This window comes from Pyxidicoccus sp. MSG2 (genome assembly GCF_026626705.1).
Taxonomy (GTDB): domain Bacteria; phylum Myxococcota; class Myxococcia; order Myxococcales; family Myxococcaceae; genus Myxococcus.
In genome coordinates this window covers 12,117,305-12,136,744 of sequence record NZ_JAPNKC010000001.1, presented here as the reverse complement: position 1 = coordinate 12,136,744, position 19,440 = coordinate 12,117,305, and the positions used below count along the sequence as shown (strand labels likewise).

Here is a 19,440-nt window from a genome sequence, read left to right as displayed (position 1 = left end):
ATGCCCGGGGTGGGCCATCCACCGATCAGCACATGGGGCACGCCCTCGCTTGACTCCCGGAATTATCGGTGTCTAGGGTGCGCGGCTTCCATCACATTCCAGTCCTCAATGAGGAGGACGAACGCAGCGGCCCGTTGCTCCCCGCAGGCTGCTCCGTATTACCCACCATCAGGGGGCAGCTGTACCGTTTCAAAGGACTTCAACTTCATGCAGCAGAACGTGAACCAGCAGGTCGGGATGGACGGCGGCGACGAAGACTTTGCCGCAATGTTCGAGGCCTCGCTCAAGGAGCGCGGTGGTGACGGGATCCTGAAGGAAGGGGAGATCGTCAAGGGCACCGTGGTCCAGGTGACGAAGGACTTCGCGATTGTCGACATCGGCTACAAGTCCGAGGGACAGGTCCCGATCTCCGAGTTCACCAATCCTCGCGGTGAGGTCTCGGTCAAGGCCGGCGACCCCGTCGAGGTCCTCCTGGAGAGCCGCGAGAACGACACCGGCATGGTCGTCCTCTCCAAGGAGAAGGCCGACAAGATGCGCATCTGGGACGAGATCAGCGCCGCCTGCGAGCGCGACGAGATCGTCAAGGGCACCATCGTCGGCCGCGTGAAGGGTGGCCTCTCCGTCGACATCGGCGTGAAGGCGTTCCTCCCTGGCTCCCAGGTGGACATCCGCCCCGTGCGCAACCTTGACCAGTACATCTCGAAGGAATTCGAGTTCAAGGTCATCAAGTTCAACAAGAAGCGCGGCAACATCGTGCTTTCGCGCCGCGTCCTCCTCGAGAAGCAGCGCGAGGAGATGAAGAAGGAGACCCTCAAGAACCTCAAGGAGGGTGCGGTCCTCAAGGGCGTGGTCAAGAACCTCACCGACTACGGCGCCTTCATCGACCTCGGCGGCATCGACGGCCTCCTCCACATCACGGACATGTCCTGGGGCCGCATCGGTCACCCCAGCGAGATGTTCAATGTGGGTGACGAGGTTCGCGTCGTCGTCCTCAAGTTCGACCCGACGCAGGAGCGCGTCAGCCTGGGCCTCAAGCAGATCCAGGAGGACCCGTGGCACCGCGCCGACGAGAAGTACCCGGTCGGCACGCGCGTCAAGGGCAAGGTCGTCAGCATCACGGACTACGGCGCGTTCATCGAGATCGAGCAGGGCGTCGAGGGTCTGGTGCACGTGTCCGAGATGTCCTGGACCAAGCGCCTCAAGCACCCGTCCAAGATCCTGGAGGTCGGCCAGGAGGTGGAGGCCGTCGTCCTGGACATCGATCCGAAGGCCAAGCGCATCGCGCTGGGCATGAAGCAGATCGAGCAGAACCCCTGGACGCTGCTCGAGGACAAGTACCCGATCGGCTCCGTCATCAAGGGTCAGATCCGCAACGTCACCGACTTCGGCGTGTTCGTCGGCGTCGAGGAGGGCGTGGACGGCCTGGTGCACGTCTCGGACATCTCCTGGACGGTGCGCATCAAGCACCCGGGCGAGATGTTCAAGAAGGGCGACGAGGTCGAGGCGGTGGTGCTCAACATCGACGTCGAGAACGAGCGCTTCAGCCTCGGCATCAAGCAGCTCCAGCCGGACCCCTGGGAGACGCTGTCCGAGCGCCTGCCCGTGGGCAGCCGCGTGAAGGGCAAGGTCACCAAGGTCACCGACTTCGGCGCGTTCGTGGAGATCGAGCCGGGCATCGAGGGCCTCGTCCACGTCTCCGAGCTGAAGGAGGAGCGTGTCGAGAACCCGCGTGACGTGGTGAACGAGGGTCAGGATGTCGAGGTGAAGATCATCGACATCAACACCCCGGACCGGAAGGTGGCGCTGTCGATGAAGGCGCTGATCGGCGAGGGCGAGGACTACCGCGAGTACCTCCGCAAGCAGGCGGAAGGCTCCAAGGCGCGCCTCGGCGACGTGATGGCGAGCAAGCTGAAGAAGTAGTCGTTCAGCGGCACGCGCCACACGGCGCAAGACGGCCGGGTTCCCGAAAGGGGGCCCGGCCGTTGCCGTTTGGGCGTGCCATGGCTTGACGCGGCCCGGGGCCGGCCGTTGCCTTGGGGACCTCCTACGCCCGTAAGCTGGGCCCCCGTGCGTGTCCCCTCACCACCGACGCTGTTCCTCGGGCGCGACGCGGAGCTGGAGCGGCTCCGGTCCATGCTCGACCGCGTCCGCTCCGCGCTCGTCTTCGGGGTGGCCGGCGTGGGCAAGTCCACGCTCGCGTACGCGCTGGCGGCACGGTGGCCGCACCCCGTCATCTACCACCGCGTGGAGGAGGACGAGCCGGCCGGCGTGGTGGTGGACCGGGCGCTGCACCAGCTCGCGCGGGACGCGGTGCCAGCGTCCACGCCCGAGGCCGAGCGCGTGGCGGAACTGGCGGAGCGGCTGGACGCCGCGTCGGCGTTGCTGCTCATCGACGATGTGCACCGGCTGGGCCCCGGAGGACCCGCGCTCTTCTTCCACCAGCTCGCGGGCCAGCTGCGCACCGGGAGGCTGGTGGCCACGTCCCGGGAGCTGAATGTGCTGGGCCCGGATGCGCCGGACCGGCTGGAGCTGCGGCTGGACGGCCTGGACGAGTCGGGCGCGCGGCTGTTGTGGACATCGCTGGACGAGCTGTACGGCCCGTCCACGGGCTTCGAGCTGGCGTGGGCGCGCTTCCGGGGCAACCCCTTCCTCCTGCGCCGTGGGCACGCCGGTGACCTGTCCGAGGAGGACCCCATTGCCCGCTCCGTGGCGCAGCTGTCCGCGCCCGAGCGGCGGCTGGCCGGGGCGCTGGCACTGGCGAGCGTGCCGCTGCCCACCGCCGCGCTGCTGAAGCTGCTGCCCGCGCCGGACGGCCGCCCGGTGCTGCGGCGGCTGGTGACACGCATGGTGGTGTCGTTGGACGGGGCCGGGGGCTGCTCGCTCCACGACCTGTTCCGCGAGGCCGTCACCGCGGCGCTCGGGGAAGCGGAGCGGCGCGAGCTGCACGAGGCGCTGGCGTCGCTGCTGCGCGAGGCGGAGCTGGAGCCGGTGGCGCGGGTGGCGGAGCTGTGCCGGCACCTGCGGGCCCTGGGGCGCCACGAAGAGGCGGGCGGCGTGCTGGCGGAGACGGCCGCGCAGTGGGTGCGCGACGGGGCCACGGCGGAGCTGCTGCGCGCGCTAGAGGCGATTCCTCCCGTGCGGAGGACCCCCGAGGTCCGCATCCTCCGCTCGCGGACGCTGGCGAGGCTGCTGGAGGTGCGGCGGGCGTACGAGGAGCTGCACGGGCTCGTGGAGTCGGGCGTGTCGCCCCGCTTCGAGCTGAAGCTCGCCTATGGGCACCTGGCCATGCTGACGGCGCGGCTCGACGTGGCGGCGGTGGCGATGCAGGAGGTGCTCTCGTCCGCGCCCGGCGAGGCACCGCCGGCCCTGCGCCTGCGCGCGGGCCTGGGGCTGGCGCTGACGGGGACGTACCTGGGCGGAGGGGAGACGGCGCGCGAGCGGCTGGCGTATGCCCGGAGCAAGTACCCCGGCTTCGAGCGGGGCTTCCTGTGGTTCTGCACGGCCTTCACCCTGTGGCTGGACGGGCGCCCCGAGGAGGCCGAGGAGCCGATGCGCACGGCCCTGGCCATCTTCCAGGAGGCGCCCGCCACCTTCCGCGGCGCGGTGCTGGCGCCCGCCTTCGCCATGGTGCTGCTGGCCACCCTGGGCCAGCTCGACGAGGCCGAGCAGATGCAGGCTGTCGCCGAGGCGGCGGTGAAGCGGGGCGAGGACGTGCGCATGCGCATGTACCTGCGCGCGTCGAAGGCCGTGCTCCACTTCGAGCGCGGCGAGCGGCTGCGCGCCCTGGCCGAGCTGCGCGCGGTGCTGGACGCGCTCGCACGGGGCGGCGAGGTGCTGTGGGCGCTGTGGACGCGGGCGTGGATTGGCGGGTGGCTGGTGGAGCTGGGGCGGGTGCGGGAAGGGCGGGAGGCGCTCGCGGACGCCGAGCAGGGCATGCGCGGGGCGGCGATGGAGGCGGGGCTGCGCTTCGTCGAGCGGGCCCGGAAGGCGGACCTCGTGGGGCAATGGGAGGCGGGAGCGCCGCCCGCCACCGGCCGGGCCACGTCCTTTCGCGCGCGGGCCCTGGCGGCGCTGGATGCCGCGCGGCAGGGGGACTCGAGGCGCCTGCACGTCCTGCTGGAGGAGGCCCGGCCTCCCGCCACGCCGGACTTCGCGCTGGATCGCGCCCTGGGTCACCTGGCGCTGGCGGTGGCCGCGCGGCGGGAGGGGCGGGGCGAGGAGTCCGCTCGCGCGCTGGCCGAGGCCGGACGTGTCGCCGCCGAGGGCAGGGTGGACCCGGAAGTGGTGCCCGCCCTGTTCGAGCGGCTCGCCCCGGTGCGCTACCAGGCCCTGCTGGACGCACGCGGCCACGTGCTGAGCCTCGGCGGCCGGCAGGTGTCCCTCCGTCGCCGGCCGGTGCTGCGCCGCCTGCTGTACGCGCTCGCTTCGCGGCCGGGCATCGTGCTGACGAAGGAGGAACTGGCCGTCGCCATCTGGTCCGCCGGGTATGACCCGCTGCGCCACGACAACGCGCTGCGCGTCAACGTGCGCTACCTGCGCGAGCTGCTCGCCGGCAGCCCCCTGTCCGTGGAGTTCGACGACACCGGCTACCTCCTGAAGGTGCCCGAGGGCTTCGAGTACCTCGACGCGCCGGGGACGGACTTCTAACCCGATTTAATCCGCCAACCCTTCGATTCCCGCATACCGCGCGGTACCTCGTTCGCGTCAACCGAACCGGACGAGGTGAAGCACATGAGACGCGGCATGTGGAGCCAGACGTGTGTCCTGGCCCTGGTGGCGGGGCTGCTCGCCGCCTGTGGGCCCGAGGTGGAACCGGAGATTCCAGCGGCGGCGCCGGCGGGCCAGCAGCGGCAGGCCGTATCGGCGGCGCTCCAGTCCAATCTCTCGCGGCTGTCGGGCCAGTACGGCAACTCCGGCGTGGGCCTGCAGCGCAAGGTGATGGAGCGCGCCAGCGGCATCATGGCGCAGAACCGGCCCTATATCTTCGACGGGGTCCAGGACTGCTACGGCTTCGTCCGACAGGTGTGGAACGCGCTGCTCGCGGACGGCGGCACGCACCCGGAGGACTACTCCCCCAACGCGTACAACCGCGCGCGTTGGCTCGGCGTCTCGGGCGGGCTGCCCGTGGCGGACTACCCGAGCGCGGACTGGGAGGCCATCACCGACTGGAACGAGCTGGTCCCCGGTGACGTGCTGTCCACCCACCAGGGCCATGCGTGGGGAGACCAGTGGCACGGCGCCATCTTCGGCGGCCGAGGCGCGGACGGGGCGTTCTACGTCTACGACAACTCGTCCTCGATGAACGGCGCGTACTTCCGCGTCTACACGGGCTTCGCGTTCTTCCACCGGCCCATCCACAACCTGCTCATCCAGGCCGCGCCCACGCCGGGCGTGGGGACGAACTCCGATGGCCGCCTGGAGGTGTTCATGAAGGGCCGCGACGGAGCCATCTACCGCTCGGCGCAGGGCGTGCCGAATGGAGGCTTCAGCGGCTGGAGCAGCCTGGGCGGACAGCTCGCGGGCAACCCGGTGGTGGGGCGCAACCAGGACGGGCGCCTGTCCCTCTTCGTGCGCGGGCCGAGCAAGGATTTGTGGGTCATCAACCAGGCCTCCGGTGGCTGGAGCGGCTGGAGTGGCCTGGGCGGCCGCACCAACCTGGACCCGGCGGTGGCGTCCAACCTGGATGGGCGCCTGACGTTCGCCACACGGGGCAACAGCGGTGAGGTCTACGTCCGCTCGCAGACGGCGGCGAACAGCGGGTTCGGCAACTGGACGCTGCTGGGCGGGGGCGCCATCTCCAACCGGCCCACGCTGGCGGCCTGGCAGGACGGCCGGCTGGAAATGTACGGCCGGGGCCTGGGCCGCAACGTGCTGCGCCGCACGCAGGGCGCTCCCAACGGGAGCTGGGGCGGGTGGAGCAGCCTGGCGGGGGAGCTCCACGCGGAGACGGTGGCCCGGCGCCACGCGGACGGGCGCGTGTTCCTCTTCGTGCGCGGCCTGAACAACGACGAGCTGTTCTACGGCGCCCAGACCGCGGCCAATGGAAGCTGGGGGAGCTGGTTGTCCCTCGGTGGGCCCATCACCTCGGACGCGGCCGTGGGGGTGAACACCGACGGCTCGCTAGACGTGTTCGTCCGGGGCACGGCGGGCGCGCTCTACACCCGCCGCCTCTACACCAGCGGCGCGTGGTCCAACTGGGTGGACCTGGGCGGCGTCACCGCGTCCAACCCGGCCGCCGGGCGCTACGCGGACGGGCGCGGCGTCGTCTTCATCCTCGGCAACAACGGCGTGCTGCACATGCGCCGCCAGGTGTCCGCGAGCAGCGAGGCGTGGACCGACTGGGAAGTCGTCGGCGACTCCGTCAGCCGCTTCTGAATCGAACTTTTCCCATGTGCCATTCCCCCGAAGGAGGAAGTCCATGATTCGCAATGCAGTGTGCGTGCTCGCCATGCTGGCCGTCGCCGGCTGTGGCCCGTCGGAATCGTCGCAGCCGTCACAGCCCCAGGAGGAAGTCGGCGCCGTGGAGGGAGCGGCGACGCAGAACGGCGCCTGCGTCTACTTCGACGACGTCGCCGCCAACAACGAGGCCTGGACGGAGATTCAAGCGCTGGCCGCGTCGGGTGTGACGAAGGGCTGCTCCGCTACCAGCTTCTGTCCCACCCGCAACGTCACGCGGGCGGAGATGGCCGTGTTCCTCATGCGCGCGAAGTACGGCCCCAACATCGACAACACGCTGCCCAACCCGACGAGCAACGTCTACACGGACGTGCCTCCGAGCTACTGGGCCGCGAAGTGGATCAAGAAGGCCGCTGACGACGGCATCACCACCGGCTGTGGCAGCGGCTACTACTGTCCCGAGGACCCGGTGACTCGCGCGCAGATGGCGGTGTTCACCCAGCGCCTGCGCGGCGTCTTCGGCCAGCCGGGCATGCGCGGCATCTACGCCGACGTGCCCGGCGGCTACTGGGCGGGCGGCTGGGTGGAGAACGCCGCCGAGTACATCCCCGGCTGCGGCCGCAACGGCGACAGGCCCAACTTCTGCCCGGAGCGCTTCGTGTCTCGCGCGGAGATGGCGCAGATCCTCACGCGTGCCAACAACTACACGGTGCCGTGCCGCAACGTCATCGGCCGGAGCGTCTACAACGGCTTCCAGGTCATCTCCGGCATCTGGGTGGGCAGCCGCCTGGGCCTGCACTGGGGGCCGGCGCAGGGCAGCTACAACGACGCGCGCGAGCGGGACGTCCTGCGCCGCGTGAAGCAGATGGGCGTGGGCTTCTCGGTGATCCTGGTGAACGTGAATGACCCGTGGGCGATGAACCCCACCATCCAGCGCATGCACCAGGAGGGCATCACCCCGGTGGTCCGGCTCGTCTGGGACTTTGGCCAGTCGTTCGACAACGCGCCGCAGTACATCCTCGACCGGCACGTCAGCGCCGCCAGTGCGCTCTACGACATGGGCGTGCGCATCGTGCAGATCGACAACGAGCCCACGCGTCCGCCCGCCGTCACCAACCGCTGGGCCTACGCGGAGAAGGTGGCCTTCGTGATGAACGGCATCAACGGCCTGGAGGGCGCCGGCCGGCGCATGGCGGTGGGGACTCCGCCCATGGAGTACAAGCCGGCGTACGACGCGGCCGGCCGCAACGCCATCTACAACTTCTTCTCGGACATGATGTGGAACCTGAAGTGGTTCAACGACAACCGGTACGGCGGCCAGCTCTTCCGCAACGCCTTCATCGCCACGCACCCGTATGACGTGGGAGAGCAGGGCGGCGGCGCCATCTACAGCGAGTGGTTCCGCAACACCGCGGGAGGCATCCTCGGGCGCGGGTTCAACTCGCTGGCCACCGAGGGCGGCAACCCCGTGGCCCAGAGCGACATCAACGCGGTGAACTACATCCTGAGCGACCTGCGTGACATGGAGGGGCGCCCGGCGGACACCCAGTGCCTGTGGATTGCCGGGCACGGCTACCTGCGCAACGAGCCGCGCCCGCTCGACTGGGACTTCGACGCGTACTTCCGCTTCGACGGGACGACCTCCGGCGTCCCGCAGATGCTGCGCGAGTACGCGGCCGGGCTGCGGTAGTAGTCCCGAGGCATCCAGCACGTGATTGCGAGGCGGCCGGGCTTCCTGCCATGGGAGCCCGGCCGTTCCCATGTCGCGGGCGCGGACGGCTGACACCGTCCGCGCCCGCGGAAGCTACTGGGACCCGCGGGGGATGTTCAGCTCACCGAACAGGGCCAGATGGCGCCCATCGCTCCTGAACCGGGGGTCGATGGGATGGGCCGCGTCGTCGTTGACGACGTTGGTGATGGTGGCATTGGACAGGATGTGGTCGATGCCGTTCTCGTCGTGGGTGAGCAGGTGGTAATCCGCGTCCAGGTCCTGCATCTCCGCGGTCGAGTCCGCGACATTGAAGTCTCCCACGACGACCCAGTTACCCTGCTGCGTCGCCAGATGATTCTGGATGGCGCCCTCCAGTTGCCGCACGTGCCCGGCGGCCAGCGAGCCCGCTTCGTTGTGCCAGGTGAGCAGGTGCAGGGGCGACGTGCCTCCATCCGCGTGCCGCACGTCGAAGGTGAGCGTCGCCGGAGGCCGTGCCTGGTTGAGGGGGCCCTGGGTGAAGAGCTCGGGACGGAAGAAGGTCATCGCCGGATCCGTCCCGGGTGCGACGTTGGCGGGCGTGACGACGTTGGGGTTGTAGAGCACCATGTATGCGTTGTGGATGTTGGACGTGGGGGTCCGGCCCGGCGTGTTCGGGTATTCGCCCGGCAGGGCGGCGACCTCGAACCCCGCCTGCGTCGCCGCGGCCATCAGCGGGTCCAGCCGGGCCGGGGTGTTGAGGAGCGAGCGGGGCACCTCCTGGAAGGCGATGATGTCGACGCCCTGGCCTGCGGCGAAGGTGAGCAGGCGGTTCATCCGGCCCTCGGGAGTCTCCCCGGCGATGCTGCGCGGATGGACATTCCAGGTGACGATGCGCACCGGGGTGTCCGCCCAGGCCAGGCTCGCGGTCCCCAGGACGAGCAGGAGCGGGAGCAGTCGCGTGAAGTGACGGGTGTGGCTGTTCATGGCAGTTGGCCTCGTTTCCTCGCGCGGCGGCTCAGGGGATGGGGGCGGGGCCGCAGGACGTATCCGGGACGTCGAACTCGCCCCACATGTTGAGGCCGCTGTGCCGGCACCGCGTGGGGTGCTCGTACTGCACGCCGTTGATCTGCGCGGGCATCGTCATGCACGCGTCCTCCCAGGAGAAGTCCTTGATGTTCCAGAGGACGGCGGAGTACTGCTTCAGGCCCACGCCGACGCAGTGGTCGGCCTTGAAGTCTCCCCAGTGGGGCATGCAGCTTTCGTCCGGGACGTCGAACTCGCCCCACATGTTGAAGGTGGCGTTCTTGCAGCGGGCCGGCTGCGCGAAGGTGTGGCCTTCGATGGTGGCGCCCGTCTTGAAGCAGGCCTCCTCCCAGGAGCCCTGGATGTCGTGGAGGACGGAGGAATGCTGTCGGAGCCCCGCTGCCGTGCACTGGTCCTTCTTGAACGAGCCCCAGCGAGGCGCGGCCAGGGCGGAGGAAACGCTCGTCAGCAGGCAGAGCGCCGCGAGCAGGGCGGCGTGGGAAAGGGAACGGACAGGTCGCTGCATGGTGGCATGCTCCTCGGATGGGAGGCGGTGGGTGCCCGGTGCGCCTGAGCGTTCCGGCACGTCACCACCTCGGGGTCACGCAGGACGGTGAGGCGCCCCGGCGGGTGTGATGGTGCGCGTCCCGGTGCTGACCGCCTGTCCGCGCGGCCCTTCCGGGCGGGGCTTTCGGGCGTGCGGCCTCACTGCCCGCGGGCCCCGGGCCACCTGTCACCGGGTGACTCCGTGAAGGACGTGTCGCCGTCCGACCGGTCGGGCGGGGCCCGGGCCTCCCGTCCGGAGCCTGACCCCTGTCCAGTCAAGGGGTTACGACGGATGTCGCGGTGCGCCATGCACAGTGGACGCTCCCGTCTGGAGCCCGAGCGAGGACGCTTGAACTCCAGGGAGTGCCCGGTGATAAGGGCCCTCGTCGCTGTTACCGAAGGTCATTCGGTCATCCTCGAACGGAGGCAGTTTTCATGGCTCGTGAAGTCGTCATCGTGGGCGCGGCCCGTACTCCCATCGGCTCCTTCCAGGGCGCGCTGTCCAAGCTGACGGCCCCGCAGCTGGGCGCGGTCGCCATCAAGGCGGCGCTCGAGCGCGCTGGCGTGAAGCCGGAGGCCGTCCAGGAAGTGGTGATGGGCTGCGTGCTCCAGGCCGGTGTGGGCCAGGCGCCCGCCCGCCAGGCGACCATCTTCGCTGGAATCCCAGAGACGGTTCCCGCCACCACGCTGAACAAGGTCTGTGGCTCCGGCCTGAAGGCCGTCATCGCGGGCGCGCAGGCCATTGCCCTGGGTGACGTGGACGTCGTCGTCGCTGGCGGCATGGAGTCCATGAGCAACGCGCCCTACCTCAGCCACACCATGCGCGGCGGCGCCCGCATGGGCAACGTGGAGTTCAAGGACGCGATGATCCACGACGGCCTCTGGGACGTGTACGGCAACGTCCACATGGGCCTGTGCGCGGAGGAGTGCTCCACCTCGCAGGGCATCAGCCGCGCGCAGCAGGACGAGTTCGCGCTCGAGTCCACCCGCCGCGCCATCCAGGCCCAGAAGGAAGGCCTCTTCACGGCGGAGATCGTCCCGGTGCAGATCCCCGGCAAGAAGCCGGAGGACGTCGTCACCGTCACTGATGACGAGGGTCCCCGCAACGCGAAGCCGGACAAGATTCCGGGCCTCAAGCCCGTCTTCAAGAAGGACGGCACGGTGACGGCCGCCAACGCGTCCTCCATCAACGACGGCGCCGCGGCGCTGGTGCTGATGAGCGAGGAGCGCGCCAAGGCGGAGGGCCGCACCATCCTGGGCCGGATCACCGGCTACGACCAGGCCGCTCGCAAGCCGGTGGAGTTCACGATTGCTCCGGCGGACGCCATCAACAAGCTGCTGAAGAAGAAGAGCCTCGCCGCGGGTGACGTGGACCTGTGGGAGATCAACGAGGCGTTCGCGGTGGTGTCGCTGGCCAACAACCGCATCCTCGGGTTGGATCCGTCGAAGGTGAACGTGCGCGGCGGCGCGGTGGTGCTCGGCCACCCGATTGGCGCCTCGGGCGCGCGCGTGCTGGTGACGCTGCTGCACACGATGAAGGACCTGGGCAAGAAGCGGGGCGTCGCGTCGCTGTGCATCGGCGGCGGCGAGGGCATCGCGCTGATGGTGGAGAGGTAATCTCCCTCTTCCCTTCGGGGAAGAGGGGCGGGGTGGGGGCCTTTCCGGCCTTCACCCCGTTTCCGTATCGGGAGGGCGGATGAACAAGGTCTACGCGAACGCGGACGAGGCGGTCGCCGACATCCCGGATGGCTGCACGCTCATGAGCGGCGGCTTCGGCCTGTGCGGCAACCCTGAGAATCTCATCGAGGCGCTTCATCGCAAGGGCGTGAAGCACCTCACCATCATCGCCAACAACTGCGGCACCACCGAGCTCGGGCTCGGCATCCTTCTTCAGAACAAGCAGGTGAAGAAGATGGTGTCCAGCTACGTGGGTGAGAACAAGGAGTTCGAGCGGCAGTTCCTCTCCGGCGAGCTGGAGGTGGAGCTGAATCCGCAGGGCACCCTGGCCGAGCGCATCCGCGCCGGCGGCTGCGGCATCGGCGGCTTCTTCACCCCCACGGGCGCCGGGACGCAGGTGGCCGAGGGCAAGGAGACGCGGATGATCGACGGCCGGCTCCACGTCCTGGAGAAGCCGCTGAAGGCGGACTTCGCCATCATCCACGCGTGGAAGGCGGACACCTGGGGCAACCTGGTGTTCAACAAGACCGCGCGGAACTTCTCGCCCATGATGTGCATGGCCGCGAAGACGACCATCGTCGAGGTGGAGCACATCGTGCAGCCGGGCGAGCTGGACCCGGACATGGTGCACCTCCCGAGCATCTTCGTGCACCGCATCGTCCAGGCGAAGAACCTCAAGAAGTGGATCGAGCGGCGCACCGTCCGCAAGCAGGCGTGAGGAGCCCATGCCACTGACTCGTGAACAGATTGCGATGCGCATCGCCCAGGAGCTGAAGGACGGCTTCTACGTCAACCTGGGCATCGGCATCCCCACGCTCGTCTCCAACTACATCCCGGCCGGCGTGGAGGTAGTGCTCCAGTCGGAGAACGGCCTGCTCGGCATCGGCCCGTACCCCGTCGAGGGGACCGAGGACCCGGACCTCATCAACGCCGGCAAGGAGACGGTGACGACGGTGAAGGGCGCGTCGTTCTTCGACTCCGCGCTGTCGTTCGGGATGATCCGCGGCGGCCACATCGACATGGCCGTCCTGGGCGCCATGGAGGTCAGCGAAGAGGGTGACCTGGCCAACTGGATGATCCCCGGGAAGATGGTGAAGGGGATGGGCGGCGCCATGGACCTCGCGGTGGGTGCCAGGCGCATCTACGTGGCCATGGAGCACGCCAACAAGGATGGCCAGCCGAAGATCCTCAAGAAGTGCTCGCTGCCGCTGACGGGCCTCAAGTGCGTGCACCACATCGTCTCGGACCACGCGTACATCGACGTGACGCCCGAGGGGTTGGTGCTGCGCGAGGTGGCCCCCGGCGTGACGGTGGAGCAGGTGCGGAAGCTGACGGAGCCGACGCTGAAGGTCGCTCCGGACGTGCGCGAGATGAAATTCTGAGCGCACGGGGCTAGGGTGGCGCCCCGCGGGTTGAGGTTACGAGCCCGCGGGGGACTCCATCCATGGCCGACACTTCGCAGAAGTCCAACCCCAGTGACCGCGCGCCGCGCGTCGAGTACGAGCTGCCCGTGGCCTACAGCAGCGTGGCCGGGTTCGTGACGGACTGGGCGGTGAACCTGTCGCGCGGGGGCCTGTACATCAACACCGACAAGCCGCTGCCGGTGGACACGGTGGTGCGCCTGCTGGTGACGCTGCCCGGCGCGCACTTCCCGGTGGAGCTGAAGGGCCGGGTGACGCGCACCAATGCCCCGGGCTCGCACGCGGCGAATCAGTCGCCGGGGATGGCGGTGGAGTTCGTGGACGTTGACGATGAGAAGCGGTCGCGCATCGGGGAGTTCGTGGAGCGCCTGCGCACGGAGTTCCCCCCGGACGAGCCGGCCGTGGTTACCCGGAAGTGACAGGTGGCGCTCGGTCCAGGGCGCCGCCCACCGAGCCCCTGAATGCAGCCGTTACCTGAGACTCCCGTTGAATTGAAGATTGAGCGCCTGGGCCAGCTCGGCGAGGGCGTGGCCTCCTGGCAGGGGCGCACCGTGTTCATCCCAGGCGCCTTCCCCGGCGACACCGTGCGCGTGCACCTGGAGGTGCAGGGGCGTGTGCTCCGAGGGCTCTTGCGGCAGGTGGTGACGCCCGGGCCGGACCGGCGCGAGCCGCAGTGCCCCTATGCTGGCGAATGTGGCGGCTGTGACTGGCTGGGGCTGGCCGAGCCGGCGCAGCGGGCCGCGAAGCAGGAGATCGTCCTCTCCACCCTGGAGCACCTGGGCCATCTGTCGAGGACGTCCTTCACCGTGCGGCCGCTGCTGGTGGCGCCCCGGGATTGGAGCTACCGGCGCCGCGCGGTGCTGCACCCGACGGGGAAGGGGACGCTGGGGTACTTCGGGCGGCGGAGCCATGAGCGCGTCCCCGTGACGGAGTGCGGGGCGCTGACGCCCGTGTTGAGGGAGCTGCCGGGGAAGCTGGCTCCGCTGCTCAAGCCGCTGGCGAAGGACACCGAGGAGGTGCTCCTGCTGGCCGAGGGCGACAAGGCCGCCTTCGCTGTGAATCTGACAGGGCCGGTGACGGCGCGGCACGTGGAGGCGGCGGAGGCGGCGGTGCGAGCACTGCGGCTGGAGGGCGCGGTGCTGGTGCCGAAGGAGGGCTCGCCGCGCGTGCTGGGGAAGCCGGTGCTGCGCTCGTACTCGCCGCTGCGGCCAGAGGTGCCCCTGTACCTGCGGCCGGATGCCTTCGCGCAGGCGCATGCCGAGGCCAACGTGGGGCTCGTCACGGCGGCCGTGTACGAGCTGGCGGCGCGGGACGGCGACTCCGTGCTGGAGCTGTACTCGGGGAATGGCAATTTCACCTTCCCGTTGGCGGCCGGTTCCGCGTCCGTGCTGGGCGTGGAGTCCTCACCCGTGGGCGTGGAGTTGGCCCAGCGCAGCGCGCGCGAGGGTGGGGTGGGGAACGTGCGCTTCATCCAGGGCGACGCGCGCAAGGCGTGCGATGGGCTGGTGTCGGAAGGGCGGAAGTTCGACGTGTGCCTGGCGGACCCGCCGCGCACCGGAGCGCCCGGGCTGGCGAAGTGGATGACGGCCCTGGGCGTGCGCCGGGTGGTCTACGTGGCGTGCGATCCAGCCTCCCTCGCCCGCGACGCGGCGGGGCTGGTCGAGGCGGGCTACAAGCCCCTGGCCCTCCAGGTGGTGGACATGTTCCCCCAGACGCACCACGTGGAAGCCGTCATGTCCTTCGAGCGGAAGGCTTGAAGGGCAACCCGCACTGAAAGTACGTATTCGGCTTCTCGGGTTGCGCGGGCTGCTTCCGGGGTGGAGCGCCACTCCAGAGTGGAGCGATACCCGCTTAATCTGCATCTCAAGGAATTTTAGTGATTACACCGCGTGTACCAGGAGGGGAAGCGACCGCCTGCTCACGCCTGCCTCATTCCGGATTGCGCCGGAGCCGGGCCCGGACATGATGGTTGGGTGGATGCCCGCATCGTCGAGTTCGCCGAAGTGCTCCGCCAGAACGGCGTGCGCGTCAGTACGTCCGAGGTCCAGGACGCCCTGCGCGCCACCGCCGAGGTGGGGCTGAAGGAACGGGGCGTGTTCCGCTCCGTGCTCCGCACCACGCTGGTGAAGCGCGAGCTGGACGTGGACACGTTCAACCGCGCGTTCGACTTCTACTTCTCCGGCGCGGCGAAGACGTTCGAGGGCATCGACAAGTCGCTGGCGGACCAGCTCAAGGAAGAGGGCTACCTGGAGGGCGACCTGCTGAAGATGGTCATCATCCAGATGGCGCAGCTGCTGCCGGAGATGTCTCCGCTGGCGCAGGCCATCCTCGAGGGAGACCGGGCGCGGCTGGCGCAGATCTTCCGGATGGCGTCGCTCCAGTTGGACCTGTCGCAATTGGAGAGCCCGCTCCAGGCCGGCTTCTTCTCTCGGCGATTGCTGGCCGGCGCGGGCATGGAGAAGGCCCGCTCCGACATGAAGTCCCTGGAGGATGAGCTGCGTGCGCGCGGCCTGGCTCCCGAGGGCGTGGAGATTGTGTCCCGGCATGTCGCGGCCGCGATGCGGAAGATTGAAGAGGCCGCGCGCCAGGAGGTGAAGCGCCAGGCCGAGGCTCGCATCCGCCGCCGCACGGACACGGTGCAGGACAAGCCATTGCATCTATTGACGCAGGCGGAGGTGGACCAGATGGAGTCCGCCGTGCGGACACTCGCGGAGAAGCTGCGCAGCCGGCTCATCCGCAAGCAGCGCTCACACCGGAGGGGCGCGCTGAACGTGCGCCGCACCCTGCGCCGCAACATGCCGTGGGGCGGGGTGCCCATGGTGCCTCAGTTCCGGCGTCGCCGGCCGGAGCGCCCGGAGCTGGTCGTCCTGTGCGACGTGTCCGACTCGGTGCGGAACGCGTCACGGATGATGTTGCTGTTCATGCACACGCTGCAGTCCTTGTTCGTGCGCGTGCGCTCGTTCGTCTTCGTGTCCGACGTGGGTGAAGTGACGCAGTACTTCAAGGACCTGGACGTCGACGAGGCCATCGACATGGCCACCGCGGGCAAGACGGTGTCGCTGAGCGCGAACTCGAACTACGGGCGCGCGCTGGCGGACTTCACGCGAGACCACCTGGGCAGCATCACCCGCCGCACCACGGTGATGGTGATTGGCGACGGGCGGAACAACTACAACGCGAACAACGCGTGGGCGCTGAAGGACCTGCGCCGCAAGGCGAAGCGCCTCCTGTGGATCTGCCCCGAGGAGCGCGGCAACTGGGGCATCGGCGACAGCGAGATGCTCACGTACGAGAAGCACTGCCACCAGGCCGTGGTCGTTACGTCCGTGTCGGACCTGGCCCGCATCGCGGACCAGCTCGTGCCGGCGTGACGGATGCAGAATTCGCCGCGCCCACGGTGGACGCACCTGGCTCGACTCGTGGCCGTCCTATGGATGGCAACAGGGCTATATGGATGTGCCCATGGGAGCAATTCCGTCGCGGGACGCATCTCCCCGGAGCATTTCCGGTTCACGACGGTGGTCGAAGCGGACAGCAGAGCGCTGCCTGATGGATGGAGAGCCGTCTGCATCAACGCGCGCGTCACCGAGGGCGACTCGGGGGCCACCGATGTCTGCAAGTTCGAAGTGGGACTGCCCCTGCGCAATGGCCAGCAAGGGGATATTCCCCTGATGGAGGCTCGGTGGCTCTCGGCGGAGCTCGCAAATCAGGCCGCCCAATGGGTACTGGCTGCGGCGCGGCCGGGGGAGATGATTGCCGTACACTGCATCCAGTTCAGAAGGCGCTACGAGCGACTGCTCAAGGATGAGATTGCCGGTGCCCGGGTTTCGGAGTGCCGCACCCCGGGGATCGAAACCGTGCGCTTCGATACCCCGATGGATTCCAGGCGATGAGCGACCTGACACAAGAGACACTCGTTGATTGGGCCGGGCAGTTCTACCCACGAGGGTTTCCTCCCGAGGAGGATGACGCAAGCGAGTCCATCCCCGCGCATCACCGCACGCCTGAGCACCAGCGCTTCATCGACGCGTGGAAGACGGCGCTCGATTGGAAGGAGTGGGGGGCCTTCGTCGAGGACCTTCGGGCAACCCACCCAGAGCATGCCCTTGGCGGAGGAACTCAACCCTTCGTGTCCGCGTGCCTTCGCTGTCAGCTCTACAAAGAGGAACCGCAGCCGGACGGGAACAGGCAGGTGACCCGGTGGGCCGTTGCCGTGAGCGTCCTCGCGCCTCTGTACATCGTCTACGTGACGACCCAGACGCGATACCCCACGGGCCGTACCTCCCGCCCCATACTGAGCCTGGAGCCTCGGAATGTGGGCAAGGCCCAGGCGGACCTGTTGGCTCGCCATACGGAGCGCGTGCTGAACTGCCGGCCATTTCCGCTGTCGCTGGCGACAGTGCCGCTACCGGGCCTTCGTATCGGGCAGCTCAACTACCTCAGCACGGACCCCGCCCCCACGCTGCTGGATGCGTTCTTCACGGATGATCTGGCCAACCTGCCTTGACGATGCTCCGGCGTGAGGTGCGCGCCTGCACCGCGGCTACCGGGTGATCCACAGCCGCGGCCCTGCTTCAGGTTCCAAGCGCGATTTCCCATTTATCCAGGGTACAACGACCGCCTGCCTCCAGACACGACGGCCCCGGTCGGAGTCGCTACAACCCGGCGCTCCGGGCTGTTAGATGCGAGAGCAATCCATGGCACCTTCCCTCTTCGACGACGCTGGCTTTCAGGATGTCCGGAACTTCGAGCGCTCCACCAACCTGGACGCCGCCGATGACCGCACCCTCCGCATGGCGTACCGGCCGGTGGACGGCGCCCTGCTCGACTCCCTGGTCCGCTACCAGCAGGCCTACCTGTCCCACGCCGAGGCAGGGCAGGGGACGGACGCGCTCGGCCGGGCCCACACGGAGGCGCTGCGCGTCTCCGGGCTGGACTCCAAGGCGGCGGAGCAGCTCACCTCCATGCTGCGCTCCTTCTGCGGCCGGCGCTGGGCCGCCCTGAAGCTCCAGGACAAGCTCCGCCAGGTGGAGGGCGCCAACACCCCCGACGTGGAGGACCTGCGCACCCGGCTTCGCGAGGAGCTGACGAAGCAGGAGCGCGCCACCGAGGCCCTGGGCCGGCGCTTCGGTCCGGAGACCCTGGCCCTCCTGCGTGCCAGGGAGACGGAATTGGTGGAGCTGCACACCCGGATGACGCGCCTGCTCAGTCGGGGATGAATCGGGCCGTGCGTCAGGTTGCATTCCGCGCCCGGGCATCGCATAAGGGCACGTTCTTCCTCAGGGTTCTGACATGAAGCGCTACTTCATCCACACCTTCGGCTGCCAGATGAACGTCAACGACTCGCTCCGCATGAGCGAGGTGCTGGCGAAGATGTCCTACGAGCCGACTCCGGTGCCCGAGAACGCGGACCTCATCATCCTCAACACCTGCGCCATCCGCGAGAAGGCGGAGGACAAGATGCTGTCCGCGCTCGGCCGCTACAAGCCGGTGAAGGCCAGCCGGGGCGCGCTCATCGGCGTGGGCGGCTGCGTCGCGCAGCAGGAGAAGGACAAGCTCCTCAAGAAGGTGCCGTACCTGGACTTCGTCTTCGGCCCCGACAACATCGCCAAGCTGCCGGACATCATCGGCCGCGTGTCCGAGGACCGCGCGCGCGTGGTGGAGGCCGCCTTCGTCCACTCCGAGGAGTACGTCTTCCCGCGCGCCGACCCGGAGACCTCCCGCGGCAAGGTCACCGAGTTCGTCACGGTGATGAAGGGCTGCGACAACGTCTGCTCGTTCTGCGTGGTGCCCCACACCCGCGGCCGGGAAGTCAGCCGGGCGTTCCCGGAGGTCCTCCTCGAGGTCAACGACCTGGCGAAGGTCGGCGTGCGCGAGGTGACGCTCATCGGGCAGAACGTGAACTCGTACGCGGGCGGCATCTCCTTCGCGCAGTTGCTGCTGCGCACCGCGGAGGTTCCCGGCATCGAGCGCGTGCGCTTCACCACCAGCCACCCGCACGACCTGTCCGACGAGCTGATCGAAGCGTTCCGCACGCAGCCCAAGATTGCCCCGCACTTCCACCTGCCCGTGCAGTGCGGCAGCGACCGCGTCCTGAAGATGATGCGCCGCGACTACACCGTGGTGCAGTACCTGGAGCGGCTGGAGAAGCTGCGCGCCGCGCGGCCGGGCATCGCCGTCACCACCGACATCATCGTGGGCTTCCCCGGGGAGACCGAGGAGGAGTTCGAGATGACGATGAAGCTGACCGAGCAGGTCCGCTACGACAACCAGTTCTCCTTCGTCTTCAGCCCGCGCCCCAAGACGGGCGCCGCCCTGCGGGAGAACGAGTGGGGCCCCGTGCCGCACGAGGTGAAGATTGCCCGGCTGGAGCGCCTGCAGAAGCTGCAGCGGCGCATCAGCACGGAAGTCACCGCGGCGCTGGTGGGCTCGGAGGTGGAGGTGCTCGTCGAGGGCCATTCGCGCTACGACGCCACCAAGCGCTTCGGCCGCACGCCGGAGAACCGCACCGTCAACTTCGACGGGGATGCCCCCACCGGCGCCCTGGTGAAGGTGAAGGTGGAGCGCTCCACGCCCAACGCGCTCTCCGGCCAGCAGCTCTCCGTGCTGTCCCTGCCCACCGTGGAGCCGCTGCCCCTGGCTCCGGCTGCCTCGCCGTTCCACGTCGTCGCCGAGGCGTAGCTTCCA

16 protein-coding genes are annotated in these 19,440 nt (G+C 68.9%); 14 read left to right on the top strand and 2 right to left on the bottom strand.

All coding sequences use genetic code 11. The features are described from left to right. The first annotated feature begins 207 nt into the window (after nucleotides 1–207). The 4 genes from OV427_RS46230 to OV427_RS46215 all read left to right on the top strand — a co-directional run bounded on the left by OV427_RS46230 (nucleotide 208) and on the right by OV427_RS46215 (nucleotide 8,086). Nucleotides 208–1,920 carry a 30S ribosomal protein S1 gene (locus OV427_RS46230; protein ID WP_267862635.1) on the top strand — a complete coding sequence of 571 codons (1,713 nt, stop codon included), beginning with the start codon at nucleotides 208–210 and terminating at the stop codon, nucleotides 1,918–1,920. Nucleotides 1,921–2,067: 147 nt separating this feature from the next. Continuing rightward, nucleotides 2,068–4,647, top strand: a complete 2,580-nt coding sequence (locus OV427_RS46225) for an AAA family ATPase (protein ID WP_267862634.1) — start codon at nucleotides 2,068–2,070, stop codon at nucleotides 4,645–4,647. Between the two features lie 84 nt (nucleotides 4,648–4,731). Continuing rightward, the gene (locus OV427_RS46220; protein ID WP_267862633.1) at nucleotides 4,732–6,375 is read left to right on the top strand and encodes a hypothetical protein; all 1,644 of its coding nucleotides are present in this window, start codon (nucleotides 4,732–4,734) and stop codon (nucleotides 6,373–6,375) included. Between the two features lie 43 nt (nucleotides 6,376–6,418). Next, the gene (locus OV427_RS46215) at nucleotides 6,419–8,086 is read left to right on the top strand and encodes an S-layer homology domain-containing protein (RefSeq protein ID WP_267862632.1); all 1,668 of its coding nucleotides are present in this window, start codon (nucleotides 6,419–6,421) and stop codon (nucleotides 8,084–8,086) included. Between the two features lie 114 nt (nucleotides 8,087–8,200). Here the strand turns inward: OV427_RS46215 and OV427_RS46210 are convergent, their stop codons facing one another. Then, entirely contained in the window at nucleotides 8,201–9,070 is an 870-nt protein-coding gene (locus tag OV427_RS46210; protein WP_267862631.1) for an endonuclease/exonuclease/phosphatase family protein, read from the bottom strand. 31 nt (nucleotides 9,071–9,101) lie between these two features. Beyond that, entirely contained in the window at nucleotides 9,102–9,635 is a 534-nt protein-coding gene (locus OV427_RS46205; protein WP_267862630.1) for a hypothetical protein, read from the bottom strand. A gap of 455 nt (nucleotides 9,636–10,090) precedes the next feature. Between OV427_RS46205 and OV427_RS46200 the strand changes: the two genes are divergently transcribed. The 10 genes from OV427_RS46200 (at nucleotide 10,091) to miaB (ending at nucleotide 19,434) form a co-directional block, all read left to right on the top strand. Continuing rightward, on the top strand, nucleotides 10,091–11,272 hold the full coding sequence (locus OV427_RS46200; RefSeq protein ID WP_267862629.1) for a thiolase family protein: 1,182 nt from the start codon (nucleotides 10,091–10,093) through the stop codon (nucleotides 11,270–11,272). Between the two features lie 79 nt (nucleotides 11,273–11,351). Next, entirely contained in the window at nucleotides 11,352–12,050 is a 699-nt protein-coding gene (locus OV427_RS46195) for a CoA transferase subunit A (protein ID WP_267862628.1), read from the top strand. Between the two features lie 7 nt (nucleotides 12,051–12,057). Beyond that, on the top strand, nucleotides 12,058–12,714 hold the full coding sequence (locus tag OV427_RS46190) for a CoA transferase subunit B (RefSeq protein WP_267862627.1): 657 nt from the start codon (nucleotides 12,058–12,060) through the stop codon (nucleotides 12,712–12,714). 62 nt (nucleotides 12,715–12,776) lie between these two features. Further along, nucleotides 12,777–13,172 carry a TIGR02266 family protein gene (locus tag OV427_RS46185; RefSeq protein WP_267862626.1) on the top strand — a complete coding sequence of 132 codons (396 nt, stop codon included), beginning with the start codon at nucleotides 12,777–12,779 and terminating at the stop codon, nucleotides 13,170–13,172. 42 nt (nucleotides 13,173–13,214) lie between these two features. Beyond that, nucleotides 13,215–14,510 (top strand): class I SAM-dependent RNA methyltransferase, encoded by a 1,296-nt coding sequence (locus OV427_RS46180; RefSeq protein ID WP_267862625.1) that lies wholly within the window; start codon nucleotides 13,215–13,217, stop codon nucleotides 14,508–14,510. A 216-nt stretch (nucleotides 14,511–14,726) separates the two neighbouring features. Then, the gene (locus tag OV427_RS46175) at nucleotides 14,727–16,124 is read left to right on the top strand and encodes a VWA domain-containing protein (protein WP_267862624.1); all 1,398 of its coding nucleotides are present in this window, start codon (nucleotides 14,727–14,729) and stop codon (nucleotides 16,122–16,124) included. A 147-nt stretch (nucleotides 16,125–16,271) separates the two neighbouring features. After that, on the top strand, nucleotides 16,272–16,646 hold the full coding sequence (locus OV427_RS46170) for a hypothetical protein (protein ID WP_267862623.1): 375 nt from the start codon (nucleotides 16,272–16,274) through the stop codon (nucleotides 16,644–16,646). Continuing rightward, complete coding sequence (locus OV427_RS46165) at nucleotides 16,643–17,260, top strand: hypothetical protein (RefSeq protein WP_267862622.1); 618 nt, start codon at nucleotides 16,643–16,645, stop codon at nucleotides 17,258–17,260. The genes OV427_RS46170 and OV427_RS46165 overlap by 4 nt, the downstream gene beginning before the upstream one ends. 190 nt (nucleotides 17,261–17,450) lie before the next feature. Continuing rightward, nucleotides 17,451–17,972 carry a hypothetical protein gene (locus OV427_RS46160; RefSeq protein WP_267862621.1) on the top strand — a complete coding sequence of 174 codons (522 nt, stop codon included), beginning with the start codon at nucleotides 17,451–17,453 and terminating at the stop codon, nucleotides 17,970–17,972. 73 nt (nucleotides 17,973–18,045) lie between these two features. Next, nucleotides 18,046–19,434: a tRNA (N6-isopentenyl adenosine(37)-C2)-methylthiotransferase MiaB gene (gene miaB / locus OV427_RS46155; protein ID WP_267862620.1), complete on the top strand. Its 1,389-nt coding sequence runs from the start codon at nucleotides 18,046–18,048 to the stop codon at nucleotides 19,432–19,434. The last annotated feature ends 6 nt before the right edge of the window (nucleotides 19,435–19,440 follow it).

Bases quoted from the DNA above. Each gene is read 5' to 3' on its own strand.
- miaB (WP_267862620.1), top strand. From the start codon at position 18,046: ATGAAGCGCTACTTCATCCACACCTTCGGCTGCCAGATGAACGTCAAC.
- OV427_RS46195 (WP_267862628.1), top strand. From the start codon at position 11,352: ATGAACAAGGTCTACGCGAACGCGGACGAGGCGGTCGCCGACATCCCG.
- OV427_RS46190 (WP_267862627.1), top strand. From the start codon at position 12,058: ATGCCACTGACTCGTGAACAGATTGCGATGCGCATCGCCCAGGAGCTG.
- OV427_RS46220 (WP_267862633.1), top strand. From the start codon at position 4,732: ATGAGACGCGGCATGTGGAGCCAGACGTGTGTCCTGGCCCTGGTGGCG.
- OV427_RS46205 (WP_267862630.1), bottom strand. From the start codon at position 9,635: ATGCAGCGACCTGTCCGTTCCCTTTCCCACGCCGCCCTGCTCGCGGCG.
- OV427_RS46185 (WP_267862626.1), top strand. From the start codon at position 12,777: ATGGCCGACACTTCGCAGAAGTCCAACCCCAGTGACCGCGCGCCGCGC.
- OV427_RS46165 (WP_267862622.1), top strand. From the start codon at position 16,643: ATGAGCGACCTGACACAAGAGACACTCGTTGATTGGGCCGGGCAGTTC.
- OV427_RS46215 (WP_267862632.1), top strand. From the start codon at position 6,419: ATGATTCGCAATGCAGTGTGCGTGCTCGCCATGCTGGCCGTCGCCGGC.
- OV427_RS46180 (WP_267862625.1), top strand. From the start codon at position 13,215: ATGCAGCCGTTACCTGAGACTCCCGTTGAATTGAAGATTGAGCGCCTG.
- OV427_RS46210 (WP_267862631.1), bottom strand. From the start codon at position 9,070: ATGAACAGCCACACCCGTCACTTCACGCGACTGCTCCCGCTCCTGCTC.
- OV427_RS46200 (WP_267862629.1), top strand. From the start codon at position 10,091: ATGGCTCGTGAAGTCGTCATCGTGGGCGCGGCCCGTACTCCCATCGGC.
- OV427_RS46160 (WP_267862621.1), top strand. From the start codon at position 17,451: ATGGCACCTTCCCTCTTCGACGACGCTGGCTTTCAGGATGTCCGGAAC.
- OV427_RS46230 (WP_267862635.1), top strand. From the start codon at position 208: ATGCAGCAGAACGTGAACCAGCAGGTCGGGATGGACGGCGGCGACGAA.